This is a genomic window from Bradyrhizobium sp. BR 1432 (assembly GCF_051547705.1).
GTDB classification, from domain to species: Bacteria; Pseudomonadota; Alphaproteobacteria; order Rhizobiales; family Xanthobacteraceae; genus Bradyrhizobium; species Bradyrhizobium zhanjiangense.
In genome coordinates this window covers 5331321-5351890 of sequence record NZ_JBPUGF010000003.1, presented here as the reverse complement: position 1 = coordinate 5351890, position 20570 = coordinate 5331321, and the positions used below count along the sequence as shown (strand labels likewise).

General features: G+C 65.2%; 23 protein-coding genes. 14 read left to right on the top strand and 9 right to left on the bottom strand.

The window, feature by feature from the left end; genetic code table 11:
• Positions 1-28: 28 nt before the first annotated feature.
• The 3 genes from ACSKB8_RS25665 to ACSKB8_RS25655 all read left to right on the top strand — a co-directional run bounded on the left by ACSKB8_RS25665 (position 29) and on the right by ACSKB8_RS25655 (position 2666).
• A complete protein-coding gene (locus ACSKB8_RS25665; protein WP_438107246.1) occupies positions 29-1351 on the top strand; it encodes a 3-carboxy-cis,cis-muconate cycloisomerase in 1323 nt (440 codons plus the stop codon).
• A gap of 37 nt (positions 1352-1388) precedes the next feature.
• Positions 1389-2171, top strand: a complete 783-nt coding sequence (gene pcaD / locus ACSKB8_RS25660; protein ID WP_438107244.1) for a 3-oxoadipate enol-lactonase — start codon at positions 1389-1391, stop codon at positions 2169-2171.
• 102 nt (positions 2172-2273) lie between these two features.
• Positions 2274-2666 (top strand): carboxymuconolactone decarboxylase family protein, encoded by a 393-nt coding sequence (locus tag ACSKB8_RS25655; protein ID WP_091888951.1) that lies wholly within the window; start codon positions 2274-2276, stop codon positions 2664-2666.
• Here ACSKB8_RS25655 and ACSKB8_RS25650 read toward each other — a convergent pair.
• The gene (locus ACSKB8_RS25650) at positions 2628-3152 is read right to left on the bottom strand and encodes a hypothetical protein (protein ID WP_370988932.1); all 525 of its coding nucleotides are present in this window, start codon (positions 3150-3152) and stop codon (positions 2628-2630) included. The genes ACSKB8_RS25655 and ACSKB8_RS25650 overlap by 39 nt on opposite strands.
• Positions 3153-3359: 207 nt before the next feature.
• On the bottom strand, positions 3360-3521 hold the full coding sequence (locus ACSKB8_RS25645) for a hypothetical protein (RefSeq protein WP_164934786.1): 162 nt from the start codon (positions 3519-3521) through the stop codon (positions 3360-3362).
• Between the two features lie 269 nt (positions 3522-3790).
• Between ACSKB8_RS25645 and ACSKB8_RS25640 the strand changes: the two genes are divergently transcribed.
• The 5 genes from ACSKB8_RS25640 to ACSKB8_RS25620 all read left to right on the top strand — a co-directional run bounded on the left by ACSKB8_RS25640 (position 3791) and on the right by ACSKB8_RS25620 (position 8900).
• Entirely contained in the window at positions 3791-4708 is a 918-nt protein-coding gene (locus ACSKB8_RS25640) for an ABC transporter permease subunit (protein WP_091888955.1), read from the top strand.
• Between the two features lie 30 nt (positions 4709-4738).
• On the top strand, positions 4739-6040 hold the full coding sequence (livM, locus tag ACSKB8_RS25635; RefSeq protein WP_438110674.1) for a high-affinity branched-chain amino acid ABC transporter permease LivM: 1302 nt from the start codon (positions 4739-4741) through the stop codon (positions 6038-6040).
• Positions 6037-6870, top strand: coding sequence for an ABC transporter ATP-binding protein (locus ACSKB8_RS25630; protein ID WP_370988930.1), 834 nt, complete (start codon positions 6037-6039; stop codon positions 6868-6870). Before livM ends, ACSKB8_RS25630 begins: the two co-directional genes overlap by 4 nt.
• Positions 6867-7610: an ABC transporter ATP-binding protein gene (locus tag ACSKB8_RS25625; protein WP_438107240.1), complete on the top strand. Its 744-nt coding sequence runs from the start codon at positions 6867-6869 to the stop codon at positions 7608-7610. Before ACSKB8_RS25630 ends, ACSKB8_RS25625 begins: the two co-directional genes overlap by 4 nt.
• Before the next feature lie 171 nt (positions 7611-7781).
• Complete coding sequence (locus ACSKB8_RS25620; RefSeq protein ID WP_438107238.1) at positions 7782-8900, top strand: branched-chain amino acid ABC transporter substrate-binding protein; 1119 nt, start codon at positions 7782-7784, stop codon at positions 8898-8900.
• Positions 8901-8975: 75 nt separating this feature from the next.
• Here the strand turns inward: ACSKB8_RS25620 and ACSKB8_RS25615 are convergent, their stop codons facing one another.
• On the bottom strand, positions 8976-9359 hold the full coding sequence (locus ACSKB8_RS25615; protein ID WP_370988927.1) for a response regulator: 384 nt from the start codon (positions 9357-9359) through the stop codon (positions 8976-8978).
• Between the two features lie 235 nt (positions 9360-9594).
• On the opposite strand from ACSKB8_RS25615, the gene ACSKB8_RS25610 reads away from it, so the two are divergent.
• A complete protein-coding gene (locus ACSKB8_RS25610) occupies positions 9595-12432 on the top strand; it encodes a PAS domain S-box protein (RefSeq protein WP_438107236.1) in 2838 nt (945 codons plus the stop codon).
• A 58-nt stretch (positions 12433-12490) separates the two neighbouring features.
• A complete protein-coding gene (locus tag ACSKB8_RS25605; protein ID WP_438107234.1) occupies positions 12491-13492 on the top strand; it encodes a P1 family peptidase in 1002 nt (333 codons plus the stop codon).
• 170 nt (positions 13493-13662) lie between these two features.
• On the opposite strand, the gene ACSKB8_RS25600 is transcribed toward ACSKB8_RS25605, so the two are convergent.
• Positions 13663-14460, bottom strand: a complete 798-nt coding sequence (locus tag ACSKB8_RS25600) for an EF-hand domain-containing protein (protein ID WP_438107233.1) — start codon at positions 14458-14460, stop codon at positions 13663-13665.
• Between the two features lie 280 nt (positions 14461-14740).
• Between ACSKB8_RS25600 and rpe the strand changes: the two genes are divergently transcribed.
• The 4 genes from rpe to ACSKB8_RS25580 all read left to right on the top strand — a co-directional run bounded on the left by rpe (position 14741) and on the right by ACSKB8_RS25580 (position 16133).
• Positions 14741-15442 (top strand): ribulose-phosphate 3-epimerase, encoded by a 702-nt coding sequence (gene rpe / locus ACSKB8_RS25595; protein ID WP_438107231.1) that lies wholly within the window; start codon positions 14741-14743, stop codon positions 15440-15442.
• Between the two features lie 153 nt (positions 15443-15595).
• Entirely contained in the window at positions 15596-15739 is a 144-nt protein-coding gene (locus ACSKB8_RS25590) for a hypothetical protein (protein ID WP_438107229.1), read from the top strand.
• Between the two features lie 5 nt (positions 15740-15744).
• Positions 15745-15924 carry a hypothetical protein gene (locus tag ACSKB8_RS25585; protein WP_438107227.1) on the top strand — a complete coding sequence of 60 codons (180 nt, stop codon included), beginning with the start codon at positions 15745-15747 and terminating at the stop codon, positions 15922-15924.
• Positions 15925-15983: 59 nt separating this feature from the next.
• On the top strand, positions 15984-16133 hold the full coding sequence (locus ACSKB8_RS25580; RefSeq protein ID WP_438107225.1) for a hypothetical protein: 150 nt from the start codon (positions 15984-15986) through the stop codon (positions 16131-16133).
• Between the two features lie 22 nt (positions 16134-16155).
• Here the strand turns inward: ACSKB8_RS25580 and ACSKB8_RS25575 are convergent, their stop codons facing one another.
• The 5 genes from ACSKB8_RS25575 to ACSKB8_RS25555 all read right to left on the bottom strand — a co-directional run bounded on the left by ACSKB8_RS25575 (position 16156) and on the right by ACSKB8_RS25555 (position 20508).
• Positions 16156-17595, bottom strand: a complete 1440-nt coding sequence (locus tag ACSKB8_RS25575) for a serine/threonine protein kinase (protein ID WP_438107223.1) — start codon at positions 17593-17595, stop codon at positions 16156-16158.
• 5 nt (positions 17596-17600) lie between these two features.
• The gene (locus tag ACSKB8_RS25570) at positions 17601-18341 is read right to left on the bottom strand and encodes a metallophosphoesterase family protein (protein WP_128932926.1); all 741 of its coding nucleotides are present in this window, start codon (positions 18339-18341) and stop codon (positions 17601-17603) included.
• A 115-nt stretch (positions 18342-18456) separates the two neighbouring features.
• Positions 18457-19062 (bottom strand): hypothetical protein, encoded by a 606-nt coding sequence (locus ACSKB8_RS25565; RefSeq protein ID WP_438107221.1) that lies wholly within the window; start codon positions 19060-19062, stop codon positions 18457-18459.
• Positions 19055-19741 carry a hypothetical protein gene (locus ACSKB8_RS25560; RefSeq protein ID WP_438107219.1) on the bottom strand — a complete coding sequence of 229 codons (687 nt, stop codon included), beginning with the start codon at positions 19739-19741 and terminating at the stop codon, positions 19055-19057. Before ACSKB8_RS25560 ends, ACSKB8_RS25565 begins: the two co-directional genes overlap by 8 nt.
• On the bottom strand, positions 19738-20508 hold the full coding sequence (locus ACSKB8_RS25555) for a MotA/TolQ/ExbB proton channel family protein (RefSeq protein WP_091888984.1): 771 nt from the start codon (positions 20506-20508) through the stop codon (positions 19738-19740). The genes ACSKB8_RS25560 and ACSKB8_RS25555 overlap by 4 nt, the downstream gene beginning before the upstream one ends.
• Between the last annotated feature and the right edge of the window lie 62 nt (positions 20509-20570).

The following is a 20570-nucleotide window of genomic DNA, read 5'->3' as shown; positions in this document are numbered from 1 at the left end:
GCACATCCCTCTCCCCCTGCTCGCGCCGATGCTGTCGAGCGCAGCCATGCGCGCGGTCTGCGACGACCGGTCGACCCTTCAGAACATGCTCGATTTCGAGGCAGCCCTGGCACAGGCCGAGGCTGCCACAGCTGTGATTCCCGCATCCGCGCTGGGGCCGATCGCGTCTGCCTGCAAGGCTGATGCCTTTGATATGGCAGCCCTGGCCGAGGCGGCAACGCGATCAGGCAATCTCGCGATTCCCCTGGTCAAGGCGCTGACCGCCAATGTCGGCAAGGCCGACGCGGAAGCCGCGCGTTACGTGCATTGGGGCGCAACCAGCCAGGACGTCATCGATACCGCAACCATGCTCACGCTGCGCGCTGGCATCGATGCGCTGGACGCCGACCTCAGCCGCGCCATCAAGGGTTTTGCCGCGCTGGCGCGAGCCCATCGCGCCACCGCGATGGTAGCGCGGACCTGGCTCCAGCACGCGCTGCCGATGCCGTTCGGGTTGAAGGCCGCCGAATACGCTGCAAGCCTTGCCCGCGCCCGCTGCCGCCTCAGGCGGCTCTCCCGCGAGGGCCTCGCGCTGCAATTCGGCGGCGCCGCCGGCACGCTCGCAGCCCTCGGCGATAAGGGACTCGCGGTCGCCGAACGGCTGGCGCAGGAGCTGAACCTGCCGCTGCCGGAGGCGCCCTGGCACACCCATCGCGACCGCATCGCGGAAGCCGCCTCCTGCTTTGCAATTCTCGCCGGCAGCTGCGGCAAGATCGCGCGCGACATCTCGCTGCTGATGCAGACCGACGTCGCCGAAGCGTTCGAGCCCGCCGGCGAAGGCCGCGGCGGCTCCTCGACCATGCCGCACAAGCGTAACCCGGTTGCCGCCGGGAGCGCGCTCGGCGCTGCGACCATGGCCCCGCAGCTCGCCGCGACGATTTTTGCCGCGCAGGTGCAGGATCATGAGCGCAGTGCCGGCCCCTGGCACGCGGAATGGCCGACGCTGCCGCAATTGATGCTGGTCACCTCGGGGGCGCTTGCCGCCATCGTCGACATCGCCGAAGGCCTCGACGTGGACGCCGCGCGCATGCGCAGCAATCTCGATGCGACGCATGGCCTGATCATGGCGGAAGCGGTCACGTTTGCGCTGGCAGAGAAGATCGGCAAGAGCGATGCGCATCATCTCGTCGAGGCCGCCAGCAAGCGCGCGGTCGCCGAGAAGAAGCATCTGCGCGAGGTGCTGTCGGCTGATTCGCTAGTCACTGCTCATCTGCCGCCGGAAAAAATTGCGGCATTGTTCGATCCGATGGCCTATCAAGGAGCTTCCCAAGCCCTGATCGACCGGCTGCTCGACAGCCTCGACCGCGAATAAGAACCGCAATTACGACCAAATACGACGGAGACGCCGCATGCCCATGATCGATGCCGACGGATGCCTGCTCAACGTCTCCGTCGAGGGCCGCGACGGCGGACCGACCTTGATGCTCTCCAACTCGCTCGGCTGCACGCTGCAGATGTGGGAGCCGCAGATGAAGGCGCTGACGCAGGTGTTCCGCGTCATCCGTTACGACCGCCGCGGCCACGGCAAGTCGAACGTCCCGCCCGGTCCCTACACGATGGAGCGCTTCGGCCGCGACGTGCTCGCGATCCTCGACGATCTCAACATCGAGAAGGTGCATTGGTGCGGCCTGTCGATGGGTGGCATGGTCGGGCAATGGCTGGGCGCCAACGCGCCGGAACGCTTCGGCAAGATCGTCCTCGCCAACACCTCCTGCTATTATGCCGAGCCGACCAAATGGCTGGAGCGCATCGACGCCGTGAAGAAGGGCGGCATCGCGGCGGTCGCGGATGCCGTGATCGCGGGCTGGCTGACCCAGGACTTCCGCGAGCGCGAGCTCGAGATCACCGCCAGAATGAAGTCGATGCTGCTCGCCTCCCCCGTCGAGGGCTATCTCGCCTGCTGCGAGGCGCTGTCGACGCTGGACCAGCGCGCTCTGCTTCCCAAGATCAAGAGCCCGACGCTGGTGATCGCCGGCCGCCACGACATGGCGACGCCGATCTCGGCAGCCGAACTGATCCGCTCGAGCATTCCCGGCGCCAGCATGACCATCATCGACGCCGCCCACATTTCCAACGTCGAACAGCCGCACGCGTTTACGGACGCGGTGGTGGGGTTCTTGACGCAGCGCTGATCTCACAACGCGTCATTGCGAGGAGCGTAGCGACGAAGCAATCCAGACTGACGCATTTCTGGATTGCTTCGCTACGCTCGCAATGACGAAGGAGGAAACACAATGGACGACCAGAACCGCCGCGATGCCGGCATGAACGTACGCCGAAAGGTCCTGGGCAATGCCTGGGTCGACAAGTCGATCGCGGGCCGCAACGCGTTCAACACCGACTTCCAAGACCTGATCACCCGCTATGCCTGGGGCGAGATCTGGACGCGGCCGCATTTCGACGAGCGCACGCGGCGGGTGCTGGTGATCGGCACCATGGTCGCGCTCGGGCAATGGGACGAATTCCGCCTGCATGTGCGCGCCGCGCTCGCCGAGGGCGGCTTCACGCCCGACGACATCAAGGAGATCCTGCTGCAGCAGGCGATCTATTGCGGCGTCCCGGCGGCGAACCACGCCGTGAAGGAAGCCTCAGCGATTGTGCAGGAGCTCGGCCTGCTCAAGACTTAGCGGCGCGGCGGTCTCGACGGTCTTTGGCGCCGTCGCCGGCTTCTCGATCACCACCACGATGGCGGCACCGAGCAAAAGCAGGAGCTCGGTGGCGTGCAGCCGGAGCGCGGCCATCTCGCCGACCTTCGAGGCCATCACCATGCTGGCAAACGAGATCAGGCTGCCGATCGCCAGGGCAATGCCGAGCGCCTCGTCGCTGCCGCCATTCTTCCGCGTGCGGGGGATACAAAGCAGCGCGAGATAGATCACGAAGAACGCCACGACGGTCAGCCGGCCCAGGGCCAGCAGCCAGGCGGCCCGCACCGTGCTCATCCCCGTCACCTCGAGATGGTCGCTGAGGAACAGCGCGACCGCGACGCTCGGCCGCTCATAGAGGCCGTGCACCGGTGCCACCATGATGCTGAAGGCGACGAGGGTCCAGGCCGGGATGAAATAGGCCGCCAGCAGCGCGCCGTTGACCGAGCCGATCCGCCAATTCCTGAACATGCCGCTTCCCGCTTGGTTTGCCGAAGGCCCTCAACGGAAGGCAGCGGCTTTGCCGGAGCTAACTCGCATCAGACTGTGGCGGCAATTTAAACCCTTTGTTTACCTTAACTGCCCGGTGGACCGGGGCGCCCCCAATAACGGGGCGCCCCCAATAAAAAGGCCCCGCCTTACGGCAGGGCCCCTCTTCTCACGCCTGGGCTCCCAAACTTACTTGTCCTGACCCTGTTGCTGACCGGGCCGGTCGCCCTGGCGCATCGGATCCTGCTGTTGCTGTCCGGGTTTCTGCCCGCCGCCCTGCTGCTGCTGAGGGGTGCGCTGGCCGGGGTTCTGACTTTGCTGACCCGGATTCTGGTTCTGCTGCTTCGTCATTCGGGGAACTCCCTTGTTGGACGACAGAGGCGAGACAACGGCCGCCCTCCATTTTGGTTGGCCAGGAACCCGGTTCCTCACTGTTCGTGGGAACCGAAGGCGAAAATGACCTCTGTACAAGCCTTGATGTCGAGATCTGGCCAGTTGCAGCCGCCAGTTCCCTCCTGTTACAAAAACCGGAAGAACGCTCAAGGGCTGCCGGGGCCCGAGAAGAAACTTGAGAACTCTCTCTCCCTTTGAGCCGCGTCAGGTTTGGTAAACGGCAGCGCATGGATTATTTCGCCCAGCAGCTCATCAACGGTCTCGTCCTGGGCTCGATCTACGGCCTGATCGCGATCGGCTACACGATGGTCTACGGCATCGTCGGCATGATCAACTTCGCCCATGGTGACATCTTCATGATCGGCGGCTTCATTGCGCTGATCACCTTCCTGATCCTGATCTCGTTCGGCCTCACCGCAATCCCGGTGATCCTGCTCGTGGTTCTCTTGGTTTCGATGGCGATCACCGCGCTCTATGGCTGGACCATCGAGCGTATCGCTTACCGGCCGCTGCGCCATTCCTTCCGCCTCGCCCCGATGCTGTCGGCGATCGGAATGTCGTTCGTGCTGACCAACTACTCGCAAGTGGCGCAAGGTGCCCGCGTCAAGCCGATCCCGCCCTTCATCACCGGCGGCTACACGCTGCATGAGAGCGCGGACGGCTTCGTGATCCAGCTTTCCAACATCCAGATCATGGTGGTCATTACCACCATCGTGCTGCTGGCGATCTTCACCTGGCTGGTCTCGCGCACCCGGCTCGGGCGCGACATGCGCGCCTGCGAACAGGACCAGACCATGGCGGCGCTGCTCGGCGTCAACGTCGACCGCACCATCTCCATGACCTTCGTGATCGGCGCCGCGCTCGCCGCGGTCGCGGGCCTGATGTACCTGCTCTATTATGGCCTGGTCGATTTCTTCATGGGCTTCGTCGCCGGGATCAAGGCCTTCACCGCAGCCGTGCTCGGCGGCATCGGCTCGCTGCCGGGCGCCATGCTCGGCGGGCTTGCGATCGGTCTGATCGAGACGTTCTGGTCGGCCTATTTCTCGGTCGAGTACAAGGACGTCGCGGCGTTCTCGATCCTGATTGTCGTGCTGATCTTCATGCCGACCGGCCTGCTCGGCCGTCCCGAAGTCGAAAAAGTCTGACGGATCGGCCGCGTGACAGCTCCCTCGACCATGATGGCCAAACCCAGAGCGGGCATCCTCTCCATCCTCAAAACCGCCGTCGTCAACGCAGCTGTCGCACTGGTGCTGTTCTCGCTGATGGTCGGTATCCGCACCGAGGCGGGCTCCTCCGGCCAGCTCACCTACTGGACGCGCCTCGGTGAGCTCGCATCCCTCGTCGGCGTCGTGTTCGGCGGCTCGATCGTGATCGAGCTGCTACGGCAATGGATCGGTCCGAGCGGCGCCGAGCGGCTGGTGCCGCCGGCAGTGCAAAGCGGAATGTCGTTCGCCGGCCGTTTCCTCGCGCCGGCGCTCCTGATCTTCACCCTGCTGGTACCTGTGATCTTCTATGACCAGCGCTACATCCTCGACCTCGCGATCCTCGTGCTCACCTATGTCATGCTGGGCTGGGGGTTGAACGTCGTGGTCGGCCTCGCCGGCCTGCTCGATCTCGGCTACGTCGCCTTCTATGCGGTGGGCGCCTATTCCTATGCGCTGCTCGCCACCAATTTCGGCTGGTCGTTCTGGATCTGCCTGCCGCTCGCCGGCATTCTCGCCGCCCTCTGGGGCGTGATGCTCGGCTTCCCGGTGCTGCGCCTGCGCGGCGACTATCTCGCCATCGTGACACTGGCCTTCGGCGAGATCATCCGGCTGGTCATCATCAACTGGCAGAGCCTAACGGGCGGGCCGAACGGCGTCTCGAGCATTCCGCGCCCTACCCTCTTCGGCATCCCGCTCGACAGCAGCGACGATGGGCTCGCTGCGAAGCTCGGCATCGAGTATTCGCCGACCCACCGCATCGTCTTCCTGTTCTATGTGATCCTGGCGCTGGCGCTCCTCACCAACTGGGTGACGATCCGCCTGCGCCGCCTGCCGATCGGCCGAGCCTGGGAAGCGCTGCGCGAGGACGAGGTCGCCTGCCGCGCGCTCGGCATCAACACCACGACCACCAAGCTCACGGCGTTCGCGACGGGCGCCATGTTCGGCGGCTTCGCCGGTGCGTTCTTCGCCACGCGCCAGGGCTTCATCAGCCCGGAATCCTTCACCTTCCAGGAATCGGCGCTGGTGCTCGCCATCGTCGTGCTCGGCGGCATGGGTTCGCAGCTCGGCGTCGCGCTTGCAGCGCTCGCCATGATTGGCGGCTTCGAGCTGTTCCGCGGCCTCGAAACCTATCGCATGCTGGTGTTCGGCATGGCGATGGTGCTGATCATGATCTGGCGGCCGCGCGGCCTGATCGGCCACCGTGCGCCGACCGTGTATCTGACCAAGGCGCAGGCGATCTCTTCCGACCTCGTCAAGGAAGGGCACGGATGAGCGGCGACAAGATTCTCAGCGTCGACCGGCTCACCATGCGCTTCGGCGGCATCGTCGCCGTGCAGGACCTGTCACTCTCGGCTGAGCGGAAGAAGATCACCGCACTGATCGGACCGAACGGCGCCGGCAAGACCACCGTCTTCAACTGCATCACCGGCTTCTACAAGCCGAGCGGCGGCACCATCCGCCTCACCCACGACGACGGCAAGGTCATCGCGCTGGAGCGGCTAAACGATTTCCGCATCGCCAAGCGGGCCAAGGTCGCGCGCACGTTCCAGAACATCCGCCTGTTTCCCGGCATGACCGCGCTGGAGAACCTGATGGTGGCGCAGCACAACCCATTGATGCGCGCCTCCGGCTTCACCCTCCTCGGTCTCCTCGGCGTCCCCGCCTACCGCGACGCCGAAAAGCGCGCGATCGATCTCGCCACCGACTGGCTCAGGCGGGTCAATCTGCTCGACCGCGCCGACGACGCTGCCGGCAATTTCGCCTATGGCGATCAGCGCCGGCTCGAGATCGCGCGCGCCATGTGCACCGAGCCCGCGCTATTGTGCCTGGACGAACCCGCGGCCGGCCTCAACGCGCGCGAGAGCGCCGCCTTGAGCGAACTCCTGCTCTCGATCCGCGACGAGCTCGGCACCTCGATCCTGCTGATCGAGCACGACATGTCGGTCGTGATGCAGATCTCCGACCACATCGTGGTCATGGACCACGGCGTCAAGATCGCGGAAGGCTCCCCGCGCGAAGTCCGCGACGATCCCAAGGTGATCGCCGCCTATCTCGGCGCCGACGAGGACGAGGCGGTGGCCGTGATGGAGAGCGGGACGTGACGTCGGCACCCACTCCCCTGCTCGCGATCCGCAACCTTCGCGCCGCCTACGGCAAGATCGAGGCGCTGAAGGGCGTCGACGTCGAGATCAATGCCGGCGAGATCGTTGCCCTGATCGGCGCCAACGGCGCCGGCAAGTCGACGCTGATGATGACGATCTTCGGCAAGCCGCGTGCCCGCGCCGGCCAGATCCTGTACGAAGGCCGCGACATCACCGACGTTCCCACCCACGAGATCGCGCATTTGCGCATCGCGCAATCGCCGGAAGGCCGCCGCATCTTCCCGCGCATGAGCGTTGCGGAAAACCTCCAGATGGGGGCGGATGCCACCGGATGCACCGATGCGGAGCGCGAGGCGACGCTCCAGCGCGTGTTCACGCTGTTTCCGCGGCTGAAGGAACGCTTTGCCCAGCGCGGTGGAACCCTGTCCGGCGGCGAGCAGCAGATGCTGGCAATTGGCCGCGCGCTGATGAGCCGCCCCCGCCTGCTCCTGCTGGACGAGCCCTCGCTCGGGCTGGCACCGCTGATCGCCCGCCAGATTTTCGATGCGATCCGCACCCTGAACCGGCAGGACGGCCTGACCGTTCTGATCGTCGAGCAGAACGCCAATCATGCGCTCAAGCTCGCCCATCGCGGTTACGTCATGGTCAATGGCCTGATCACGCTGGCCGGGACCGGCGCCGAGTTGTTGCAGCGCCCCGAGATTCGCGCCGCCTATCTGGAAGGCGGCCGGCACGGCTGACGCCCCCCAAGGGCGACTAAGGGCGAACCACGTGCGGCCGAATATGGCGAGATATCTCCGCCCACGCCCGTATTTTGCCGGTGACTTCTCGGCAATTTCATTCGAGAATGGGACCGGTTTGGACCGGGCAAGCCCGGCAACTTCCACAGGCGACCACCCGCGAGGTATCTCATGAAATCACTGAAGCTCATCGGTCTGGCATTCGGCGCATCACTCGCGCTGTCGAGCGCGGCATTCGCGCAGGATGTCACCGTCGCAGTCGCTGGCCCGATGACCGGCGGCGAGTCCGCCTTCGGCCGCCAGATGAAGAACGGCGCCGAGATGGCCGTGACCGACATCAACGCCGCCGGCGGTGTCAACGGCAAGAAGCTGGCGCTTTCCGTCCAGGACGACGCTTGCGATCCGAAGCAGGCACGCTCGATCGCCGAGAAGATCGCCGGCGCGAAAATCCCGTTCGTGGCCGGGCACTATTGCTCGTCGTCGTCGATCCCCGCCTCTGAAGCCTATGCCGACGGCAACGTGCTCGAGATCACGCCCGCCTCGACCAACCCGCTGTTCACCGAGCGCAAGCTCTGGAACGTGGCGCGCGTCTGCGGCCGCGACGATCAGCAGGGCCTGATCGCGGCGCAGTACATCGCCAAGAACTTCAAGGGCAAGAACATCGCGATCCTCAACGACAAGACCACCTACGGCAAGGGTCTTGCCGACGAGACCAAGAAGGCGCTCAACAAGGCCGGCATCACCGAGAAGATGTATGAGTCCTACAACAAGGGCGACAAGGACTTCAACGCGATCGTCTCGCGCCTGAAGCGCGACAACATCGACCTCGTCTATGTCGGCGGCTATCATCAGGAGAGCGGCCTGATCCTGCGTCAGATGCGCGATCAGGGCCTCAAGACCGTGCTGATGGCCGGCGACGCGCTCGCCGACAAGGAGTACGCCTCCATCACCGGTCCGGCCGGCGAAGGCACCCTGTTCACCTTCGGCCCCGATCCGCGCAACAAGCCGACGGCGAAGAAGATCGTCGAGGCCTTCAAGGCCAAGGGCATCGATCCCGAGGGCTACACGCTCTACACCTACGCGGCGATGCAGGTCTGGTCGCAGGCCGCCAAGAAGGCCGGCACCACCGACCCCAAGAAGGTCATGGCGGCGATGAAGGCCGGCAAGTGGGACACCGTGATCGGCCCGATCGAGTATGACGCCAAGGGCGACATCAAGCAGATCGACTACGTCGTCTACAAATGGGATGCCAAGGGCAGCTACTCCGAGATCGCCGGCAGCGGCACCTAGCCCGCTGGCGTGGCCTCAGACCGACCAATCACCATCACGCCCCGGCTTGCCCGGGGCGTTTCTTCTTGCGTGAGGTCAGACGGCTGCCGGCAGTTCGCCGCCCGCCGCGGCCTGGGCCTTTCGCAGGGCTTGCAGGAGATCATTCGGCCGAAACGGCTTTTGCAGGCAGACCACGTCGGCGAGGTGAGGCGATTCCATGAAATCGAGCGTCGTCATCCCGGACACCGCAACGACGGGCAGCGCAGGCGCGCGCTCACGCAGGGTCGCGATGACGTCGACGCCGCTGGCATCACCGAGGAAGATGTCGACGATTGCCGCGTCAAACGAGCTTTCCGCGAAGGCTTTCAGCCCGGCCGCACCGCTTTCAGCCTCCACGACCTCGAAACGATTGACCCGAAGCACGATCGCGACCATCGCGCGGACGTCCTTTTGGTCGTCGATGATGAGAACGCGAGGCATGGGGACAACTTCCGATATTGAGATCAAAATCGCTGATTCAAACCTGGAACCCGCCGGGACGGAGGGGCATTATGACACCACCCAGTAAAGCGCATCTTACCCCGTCCTATACCGTGTTCCCGCCGAAATTAAGTAATCTGTAACCTTCGGTTGAGTCGTCACCGGTTCCGTTCACGATGTGCGCCAGAACTCGCTACCATGAACGAGGCTGACGGCCGAATGAGACGAAGCGGAGATGCTCAAAACGCTGCTCAAAGCTGACCTGCTCAAGACCGACCCGCGAGAGGTGGACGTGCCTGCACCGATCGACCGAAGCACATTTCTTTCGACGCTGCCGGCCACCTCGACCGACCGCAGCGCGGCACTGACGATTGTCGGCGTGTCCTCGATCCTGTTCGCGGCGGCCGTGCCCTTCGCGGGTACCCCGCTCTTGCCCGTCCCCGCCTTCGTCGCGAGTTATCAATCGGCGCTCGCCGTGAGCGACATCGTCACGGCAGTGCTGCTGCTGTCGCAATTTGCAGTCTTGCGGACCCGCGCGTTGCTGTGGCTCGCGACCGGTTATCTCTTCACCGCCGCGGCGGCGCTGGTCCATGCCCTCACCTTCCCCGGCCTGTTCACACCGAGCGGGCTCTTCGGCGCGGGCCGGCAGACCACGGTCTGGCTTTACATGATCTGGCACGGCGTCTTCCCGCTATGCGTGCTGGGCTATGCCTGGCTGAAGGAAAAGGACGGAGGCCCGCGGGTTCGGACTGCGACGAGCAGGGCGATCTGCGCCAGCGTGCTCGGCATCATCGCCGCGATGGCTGTCTTCACCTGGATCGTCACCGTGCAGCACGATCTGTTGCCGGTTCTGCTGCGCGACGGCCGCTACACGCCGACGATGATCGGCGTCGTGTCCTTCGTGTGGTCGCTGAGCTTTGCCGCGCTCGTCTCGCTCTGGTTCCGCAGGCCGCATTCGGTGATCGACGTCTGGCTCATGGTCGTCATGTGCGCCTGGCTGTTCGACATCGCGCTGTCGGCGATCGTCAACGTCGCACGCTTCGATCTCGGCTTCTATGCCGGCCGGCTCTATGGCCTCGGCGCGGCGACCTTCGTGCTCGCGGTGCTCCTCATCGAGAATGTCCGCCTTCAGGCGCATACGGTGGGCCTCGTCGGCAGGTTGCGCCAACAATCGGCTTCGGAACGCGACTATTACGGCAAGCGCCTCGCCCTGTATGGCGCGGTGGTCGAGTCCTCCAACGACGCCATCATCACGAAAACGCTCGACGGCATCATCACCGGCTGGAACAAGGCCGCCGAACATCTGTTCGGCTATTCCGCTGCAGAGGCGATCGGCAAGCCGATCGACATCATCGTGCCGCCTGATCTCAAGGGCGAAGTCAGGAGCATCCTCAACCGGATTGCCAGCAACGAGTCGATCGCCCAGCACGAGACGATCCGCATCCGAAAAGACGGACGCCCGCTCGACGTCGTCCTGAATGTCTCCCCTTTGCGCACGGATCATGGCGAGATCATCGGCGCCTCCAAGATCGCCCATGACATTACCGAAGAGAAGCAGGCGAGAGAGAAGCTGCGCCGCGAGACCGAAGAACGCCAGCGCATTTTCGAGACATCGCAGGACCTGATCCTGGTCACTGACGGCTATGGCAATTTCGTCCAGATCAGCCCGAGCGTGAAGAACATCCTCGGCTATAGCCCCGAGGACATGGTCGGGCACAGCGCGACCGAGTTCATCCATCCCGACGATCTCGAGAACACGCGGAGCGAGATGCGCGCCGCCCGGCGCGGCGCGGTCAAGCGCAGTTTCGAGGCGCGTTACTACCACTACGACGGTCACGAGGTCACGCTGAACTGGATGGGCACCTGGTCGGAGCCTGTGAAGCGCCACTTCTTCATCGGCCGCGACCTTACCGACAAGCAGGCCGCCGAAGCCCAGCTCCGGCAGGTCCAGAAAATGGACTCCATCGGCCAGTTGACCGGCGGCGTCGCCCACGACTTCAACAACGTGCTGACCGTCATCACGGGCACGATCGGCATTCTCAGTGACGCCGTCGCCGACCGGCCTGAGCTTGCCGCCATCACCAAGTTGATCGACGATGCCGCCGAGCGGGGCGCGCAGCTGACCAAGCACCTGCTTGCCTTCGCGCGCAAGCAGCCGCTGCAGCCGCGCGAGATCGACGTCAACGCACTGGTGCTCGAAGCCGCCAAGCTGTTGCATCCCACGCTCGGCGAGCAGATCACGATCGTGCCGCAGCTCACCGAGGATGCCTGGCCGACGCTGGTCGACCCGGGCCAACTCTCCACCGCGATCCTCAATCTGGCATTGAACGCGCGCGACGCCATGCCCGACGGCGGCACCTTGGTGCTGGAGACGCGCAACATCTTCCTCGACGATGGCTATGCCAGCATGAACCCTGACATGGTCGCCGGCAGCTACGTGATGATTGCGATCAGCGACACCGGCAGCGGAATTCCGGCGGACCTGATCGACCGTGTGTTCGATCCCTTCTTCACCACCAAGGAGGTCGGCAAGGGCACCGGCCTGGGCTTGAGCATGGTGTTCGGCTTCGTCAAACAGTCTGGCGGCCACATCAAGATCTACAGCGAGGAAGGCCACGGCACGAGCGTGAAGATCTACCTGCCGCGCTCGACCGGGGTGCAGGAGGCCGAGTTCGAAGCGCTCCAGAATGCGCCCATCACCGGCGGCAACGAGAAGATCCTGATCGTCGAGGATGACGCGCTGGTGCGGCAATATGTTGTGACGCAGGTCAAGAGCCTCGGCTATACCGCGCTCGAGGCCGCCAACGGCGCCGAGGCCCTCACCATCATCGATAGCGACAAGACCATTGACCTGCTCTTCACCGACATCATCATGCCCGGCAACATGAACGGCCGCCAGCTTGCAGACGAAGCGCACAAGCGCCGCCCCGACCTGAAGACGCTGTTCACCTCAGGCTACACCGAGAACGCCATCGTCCATCACGGCCGGCTGGATTCCGGCGTGCTGCTGCTGGCCAAGCCCTACCGCAAGTCCGAGCTCGCCAAGATGCTCAGGACGGCCCTCGCCAGTTGAGCCTGCGACGTCTCTGCGCTATCGCAGGTACGAACTCCTCTCAGGTTACGAGGCCAGTTTGAAAAATCTCCTCACCGACATCGCCGGCGTCCGCGTCGGCCATGCCGAAGACGCAAAAGCCGGCTCGGGCGCGACCGCGGTTATCTTCGATTCTCCGGCGGTCGCCGCCATCGACGTTCGCGGCGGCGGACCCGGCACGCGCGAGGACGCATTGCTCGATCTTGCCAACACCGTCGAGCGCGTCGACGCCATCGCGCTGTCGGGCGGCTCCGCCTTTGGCCTCGATACCGGCGGCGGCGTGCAGGCCTGGCTCGCCGAGCAGGGCCGCGGCTACCGGGTTCGCGAAGCGCTGATCCCGATCGTGCCGGGCGCGATCCTGTTCGACCTCCTCAACGGTGGCGACAAGGCCTGGGGACGCTTCTCGCCCTATCGCGACCTCGGCTACGCCGCGGCAGCAGCAGCAGCCGGCACGGACTTCGCGCTCGGCAGCGTCGGCGCCGGACTCGGTGCCACCACCGCGACGTTCAAGGGCGGGCTCGGCTCGGCCTCGGCGGTGACGCCCGATGGCGTCAAGGTCGCGGCGATCGTCGCCGTCAACGCGGTGGGCAGCGTCACCGTCGGTAACGGACCGTGGTTCTGGGCGGCGCCGTTCGAGGTGGACGGCGAATTCGGCGGACGCGGCCTGCCGGACAAATTCACGGACGACATGCTCCGCATGCGCATCAAGGGCGGTCCCGCGGCGAGCGCTCGCGAAAACACCACTATCGGCGCCGTCGTCACCGATGCGGTGCTGACCAAACCCCAGGCCAAGCGGCTGGCGATGATCGCGCATACCGGCTTTGCCCGCGCGATCTATCCGGTGCATGCGCCGACCGACGGCGACGTGCTGTTCGCCGCAGCGACCTGCGCGAAGCCGATCGAGCCGCTGGTCGGCCTCACCGAGCTTGGCACGATCGCTGCCAACGTCGTCGCACGCGCGATCGCGCGCGGCGTCTACAGCGCGTCCGCCTTGCCGTTCCCCGGTGCGCAGCCGGCGTGGAGGGATCGGTTTGGGGCGTAAGGGGCAGACGTCTCTCACCACGTCGCGCGTCATCGCCCGGCGAAGACCGGGCGATCCAGTATTCCAGAGACAGGATTGATTGGACCGAGAGGTCGCGGCGTACTGGATGCCCCGGTCAAGTGTTCAAGCCGGGGCATGACAGCGTTAGTTGTGGAGAGCGCGCGTGGTGCTTAGACGCTCATCGACATGGACGAACCGGCAGTTGCTGACGCGCCTTGCCCCTGCCCGCCTTGCCGCTGCATCAACTGCGCGAACAGATCGTAGGCCGAGTTACCGGAACTGCTGGAGGCGCCCGGCACCGTGGTCGACATCTTGAAGCCGTCGGCATAGGTGACGGTGGTGGTGGTCGAGCCGTCGGCGTTGGTCGTCGTGGTCGAGGTCGATCCACCGCTCGACGACGAGGAATCCGAGCCGCTGGAGGCGTCGCCCGCGCCGTTCGCGCCATGGGCGTGGTGGCCGCGGTGACCGCTCTTCAGCGCCTTCGACATCTCATCCAGGCTGATGCCGTCGTCCGAGTTCGCATCCATCTTCGAGAACACGTCGTCGGCCTGCGCCAGATTGGTGCCGCCGGCGCCCAGCGCATCCTCGAACTCGGACTTGGTGATCTTGCCGTCGCCATCCGCATCGATCTGCGAGAACAGATCCTTCAGCGCCGACTCCCGGTCCTTCGAGGTCGAGGACGCCGAACTCGACGAGGTCGCGCTGGTCGCGCCGCTCGCGCCGTCGGCCGACTGGCTTTGCGCCGCGAACAACGCATTCATCGTTTCGGGCGATATCTGCGGATACCTGCCCGAATTGACCGACGAGGTCGCGCCGCTGGGCGTGCTGCTGTTGCCGCTGTCGATCGCGAACGGATTGGTTGCACCTTGGGAAGATCCCGTCTTCTGCGTTGCCGATGACGATTTCGAGTTCGTCAGCGACTGGATCGCGTCGAGCGCACTCGATACCGCGCCTAGGGCGAACAACATTGCACAACTCCACCGATGCGGCATGCCGCGGCCAATGTTCCGAAGACGACTTCAGCAAGAGACGACGTCAGAAAGAGACGTCAGCAAGCGTCGTGCCAGCGTGAAAAGCTCAATGAAATCCGCCTTCGCTGCGCTTTGCACGGTCCGGGAATACCGGCAATTCGTGCCGGTCGCGGCAGAAATTTCCGCCCACAGGAAGCAGCTTCCCCTGCATTGCCCGCCGCGGAGGCCCATGTTAGGCGAGGCCGTTCTTGTTTCGGCCGCCACCGGAAACCGCGCCATGACCCAAGCCTTCGCCCCTCGCCCCCTGGCCATCGCACCCTCGATCCTGGCCTCGGATTTCTCCAAGCTCGGCGAGGAGGTGCGCGCGGTGGATGCCGCCGGCGCCGACTGGATCCATCTCGACGTGATGGATGGGCACTTCGTGCCCAACATCTCCTACGGCCCTGATGTCATCAAGGCGATGCGCCCGCACACGAAGAAGATCTTCGACGCGCATCTGATGATCTCGCCCTGCGACCCCTATCTCGAGGCCTTCGCGAAAGCCGGCTGCGACCACATCACCGTGCATGCGGAGGCTGGTCCCCATCTGCACCGTTCGCTCCAGGCCATCCGCGCGCTCGGCAAGAAGGCCGGCGTCTCGCTCAACCCGGGCACGCCGATCAGCGCGCTCGAATACGTGCTCGACCTGGTCGACCTCGTGCTGGTGATGTCGGTCAATCCCGGCTTCGGCGGCCAGGCCTTCATCCCCTCCGCGATCGGCAAGATCCGTGACATCCGCGCGATGACTGCGGGACGCCCGATCGACATCGAGGTCGACGGTGGTGTCGGTCCCGACGTTGCCGGCGCGCTCGCGGCGGCCGGCGCCAACGCCTTCGTGGCTGGCACCTCCGTATTCAGGGGCGGCACGCAGGAGGCCTACACGACCAACATCGCGGCCATCCGCAACGCGGCGCTAGGGGCGCGCGGCGAAGCGATTTGAGCTGGATTGGGGAGCCCGCAAACCTGCGGCTCCTAGCGGTGTTGCAGCGCGCAATGCCTCAAATTGCAACCTTGATCCGTACTCATCCGGACTTCACTGATTCGTGCAAATCACCGCAAGTAACTCCTGCCTGCTTTTTGACGGGAGCACATCATGACGACGACCCTGGTTTGGACTGGCGTAGCGTTGTGGTTCGGATTCAATGCGGCGATTGCAGCTCGCAGCCTCTACGTGGCGCGACCGGTGAAGGCCCCAACTTCGGCTCGCATCATCCCGCTTCATCGTCACCAGGACTGAGCGCCATGCAGATCGCACTCGTGAAGCGCCAGCCGAAGCGCAGGTGCCGGATCCCGCGTCGCCCGCATCCGAGCCTCGATGACTTCTTCGGCCGCCTCGAACGCGCCGACGGCACGCTGGACAACGATGCCTGGCCCGACAATTCGGACCTCGACCAGTCGTTCTCCTCGCAGCGCCGACACTGAGATTTCCTTTTCCGGACCGCCTCCCAATGAAGCCGCACTGCCCGAACTGCCTGAAGGAAATGACCAAGGCGTCCGCGTCGCGCAACCTGTTCAACTGCGAGCCCTGCCGCGAGATCATCCAGTATTTTGGCGGCAGTGCGGATCACGGCGAGCCCGGCCCGCAATTCTCCTGGCCCATCCGCCGTAAGCGCGCGGCCCACGCGGCCTGATCCGCCGCTCGGAGGCGCAGCCCTATCCGGCCGCCTCGCCGGCATCCGCTTCGGCTGCATCCCCCGCCATTCGCGGCGGCCGCACCACGGTGACGGTGCAGGCTGCTTCCGAGGCCACCTTGGCCGAGACGCTGCCGAGCAGCGTACGGCGGAACGAGCTCTGCCGTGCCCCGATGATGACGTGGTCGACCTGATCGACCGCGGCGAACTCCAGGATCGCAGCGGCGGGATCGACGGCTTCCAGCACATGAACCGACAGCCGGCTCTCGTCCAGCTTGAGCGGCGTCGCCCAATGCCGGAGCGCGACCAGGCGATCGATATGCTCGTCGGAGCCCTGCTCATCGAGCGTCCGGTCGATCGCGATGCGGTTCAGCTTGAGCACGTTGAGGCAGGCAAGCCGCGCCGAGGGCAGCGTGGCGAGGATGCGCTCGGTCGTCACGCGCAGCGCCTCGTTCAGCTCAGGTGAGCCCTCCACCGTGTCGAGCGCCACCGCAAGAATTGGGCTCGACGCGATCTGCGCCGCGACGTCCGATTTCGCACGCGGCTGCATGACGCCCTGATTGAAGCGGCGCCGCCACACGACGCCTAAGGAATTACGCTTCAGCCGCTCCGCGCGCGCGGTGAGCTTGACCTGGTCCGGATGGGTGAGATCGAAGGCGAGCTGGGATGCCGTTGGATAGCGCCACACCGGCTCGATCTCGAGGCAGCGCAGCACCACCTCCTGGAGCCAGGGCGGATAGTCGGCGCGCAATGCGCGCGGCGGATAGGGATCGCGCCACAGCCGGCGCCGCATCGCGCGCAACGTCTCACCCTCGCCGAAGGGGCGCTCGCCCGTAGTGAAGAAATAGAGCAGCACGCCGAGCGAGAACAGGTCACTGCGCGGATCGTCGCGAACACCAAGCAGCCGCTCGGGGGCCATGTAAGGCGCGGTCCCGTAAGGCAGGCGAAATTCTTCCTGCAACAAATCAGGCAGATGGTTGTGGTGCGACAGGCCGTAATCGATCAGCACGGCCTCGCCGCTCTCGCGGAACATGATGCTGCTTGGCTTGATGTCGTGATGGATCACGTTCTGCCGGTGCAGGTCGGCGAGCGCGGTCGCAATCTTCGCCACGAGTTGCCGCGCCTCGTCATAGGGCAGCGGCAGGTCCGGCAGCCGCTTGTAGAGCGTCGTGCCGACGATGCGCTCGATCACGACATAGGCCTGGTGCGCGAAATCCCCGGTGCCGAAACAGGCCGGCACGTGCGGCGCTGCGAGCCGCGGCAGGATCATCATCTCCATCTCGAAGGAGACGATCGCGGCGGGATCCTCGCCCTCCGACACCCGCGGGATCTTCATCAGCAAGGGCACGTCGATGCCGGGATGGGTGACGGTCCACAGCGTCGCCATTCCGCCGGCATGCACGCACTCGCCGATGGTGAAGCCGTCGATCACAGCGCCTGATTTGACCAGCGGTTTCGGCATCGCCGTCAGCGCCCCTGCGAGAGGCGGTCGGCCAGCCAATGCGGCAGGCCGTTCTCGCGGATCCGGTTTGCGGCCGTCTCGATATCGTAGGGCGCGCGGCAATAGGTGATCTGGCACGAGACCGTGTCGAACAGCACGAAGGCCGCGGATGGATCGCCGTCGCGGGGCTGGCCGACCGAACCGAGCACGGCAAGCCATTGCCGCCCGCGCAAGAGCTGCACGGACACGTCGGTCTTCGGCACGAAGCTCGTCATCTTCGCCGTCACCGACATCGAATAGAGCGCCGGACGGTGGATGTGGCCGCAGAAGGTGACGTGGGCGGGCGTCGATATCAGGCTCTTGGCGGCATCGGCCGTTGATCGGACATAGTGCCAGCGCTGCGGGCTGGAGGCTTCCGAATGCACGAACAGACGGCCGTCGTCCTCCACCAGCATCGGCAATTCGGCCAGGAACCGCCGCTGCGCGCTATCGAGCCGGCCGCGGGTCCATTCGATCGCGACCTGCGCCTCGACATTCATGGTCTCGGCCGAGGAATTGACCGCTTGGTCGTGATTGCCGCGCACGGCAATGGCGCCGCCGGCGACGAGCTCCATCGCTGTGTCCACGACCCATTCCGGATCGGCGCCATAGCCGACGAAATCACCGAGCAGGACGAAGCGCTCCGCGCCCTTCGCACGGGCGATCTTCAGGCACGCCTCGAACGCCTGCCGGTTGCCGTGGATATCCGAGAAGACAGCTAGGAGCACGCACCCTCCACCCTCAAATCTTATCGGAAGCCGATAAGGCCAAATTGAGGGACGTCAAGAACATGCGCCGGCGCGGGTCGGTTTTCCAGCGGTCGCTGCCGCGATGATGAAGGGCCTATTGCTCGTCCTTTGGCGGCATCCGGGGCGGCGGCAGCGGCGTGAACACAGCGCCTTGCGCGCCGGCCGGCGGGGCGTTGAACTCGCCGGTCGAGGAATTGCCGCCACTGGTCTCCAGGATCGTCTTCGGCGTCACATATTCCCGCACCATGTCGATCAGGCTGCCGTCACCACCGCCGAAATCGGCAGCGCGCCCGCCCTGCGGATGCCCGGCCGCGATCTCGTTCTGCGCCGCATGGGTCTTGTCGGCCAGCCTGTCGTCGTAGGGCACCCGGAACGCCCGGGGAATGCCGCTCGGCCGATTGTCTTCGTCCAGCGCCTCGACCCAGAGATAGATCGAGCCGGGGTCGCCCTCCAGCGAATGCGGCTCGACGATGCGGGCCTGGAGCAGCTTGAAGGCGGCCGGCATCCGGTCGGCGCTGGCCCAGCCGAGCAGCCCGCGCATCTCGGTGAAGCTGACGACATAGAAGGCGCTGGTCACGACCACCGCGACCGCCTTCAGTGACCAGTGCAGCCTCGCATAGACCAGCACGACCAGCAGCAGAGCGCCTACGACGGCGTAGGCGACCGACAGCGAGAGGATGACCGTCTGCAGGCTAATCACGGCGCACCCTCACAGCGTTCTTGCTCACACCGGTCTTGGGATCGACATCGCCGCCGTTGCGCCAACTGCTGCGAAACGTCTCCAGCAGCGACTTCGGCCGCTGATCCACGTTGACCACCTTGCCCTCGGCGTCGAGCCGGAACCGGACCGCGGTCTTCTCGTCGCCGGTGTGGTCGAGCGTAAACTTGTTGTCGAAGATCACCTGCGCTGTCGGATTGAGCTTCTGCACCTTCACATTGGCCGTCACGGGCTCGCCGGTCGTCGCGACGAAATGCGAGACGTTGACGGTGTATTCGCCGGCGAGGATACCGCGCACGGTGACGATCTCCTCGCGGATGGGCGAGGCGATCTTCTTGCCGGCGACGATGATGAAGTCATTGGCGCCGCCGCGATCGTCGCGGTCGAGCGTGAGGAAGCCGGCCTCGCGGTGGCGATACCAGGCGATGTTGCCGGCAGGGTCCTGCACGAACAGGTCGAGATCGTCGGGGTGATTGTCCGGCCAGTCTAGCGTGATCATGAACTCGGCCTTGGAATTGATCTTGCCGTCCTTGGCGTCCGGCGAGACCGCAAGCAATGCCAGAAAGAACAGGAACGCGATCACCTGGAGCGCCTTGAACAGCATCACGCCGAGCGGATCGAACGCCTCCTCGCGCGGATAGAGACCGAAATCATCCATCATGACGGCGTCCCAGATCCCCTGCGCTCCAGGACCGGGGTCACATAGGTCTCGGTCAGTACCACCGCATCCGAGAACACCCGCTGGGTCGCCGCATCCAGCATGTAGTACTGGATGCGGACCAGGATCGAGCCGACGAGGCCTGCCAACGTGGTGTACATCGCCACCGCCATGCCGTCGCTCATCAGCCCCATCGAGGAGCGCATCGCGGTCTTGTCGGCGGCATCCAGGCCCGCGATCGGCGCCAGCATGATGATGAAGCCGATGATGGTGCCGAGCAGGCCGAGCTTCATCAGCGTATCCGAGACGAAGGCGCCGAAGCCGTTGGAGCCGCGCAGGCGGTCGGCCAGCGTCCGCAGCAGCAGCGTCTGGTCGACCGGCCGGTAGCCTTGCGCAGCGGCCTTGGTCACGAGGCTCTCGATGTGATCGCGCACGAGGCCGCGCGGCAGCGCGGTCGCCCCCGCATCCAGCGCCTTGCTGCCGCCGGCAGCCGACAGCACCGCCCGGCAGCGCCGTGCCGCGGCGCCCTCCCGCGCGATCGCCCGCGTCCGCAGGAAGCAGTGGCCGCAGGTGACGACATAAAGCACCGCGATCACGCTCGAAATGTAGGTGCGGTCCGAAGTCAGCATCAGGTGGATCAGGCCGAAGCGCCATAACAGCACGACGGCGAAGACCGAGAGCCCGGTGAAGATCATCCAGAACAGCAGTGCGCTGCGCTCGGATGGGTCGGCAGCTTGGCCCGCGATCGGTCCAATCGTCATAGAACTCATGCTGCACTGCTCCTGACTTGCGCCGATTGGCTTGCGACGATTGGCCGAGAAGATTCTTGCCC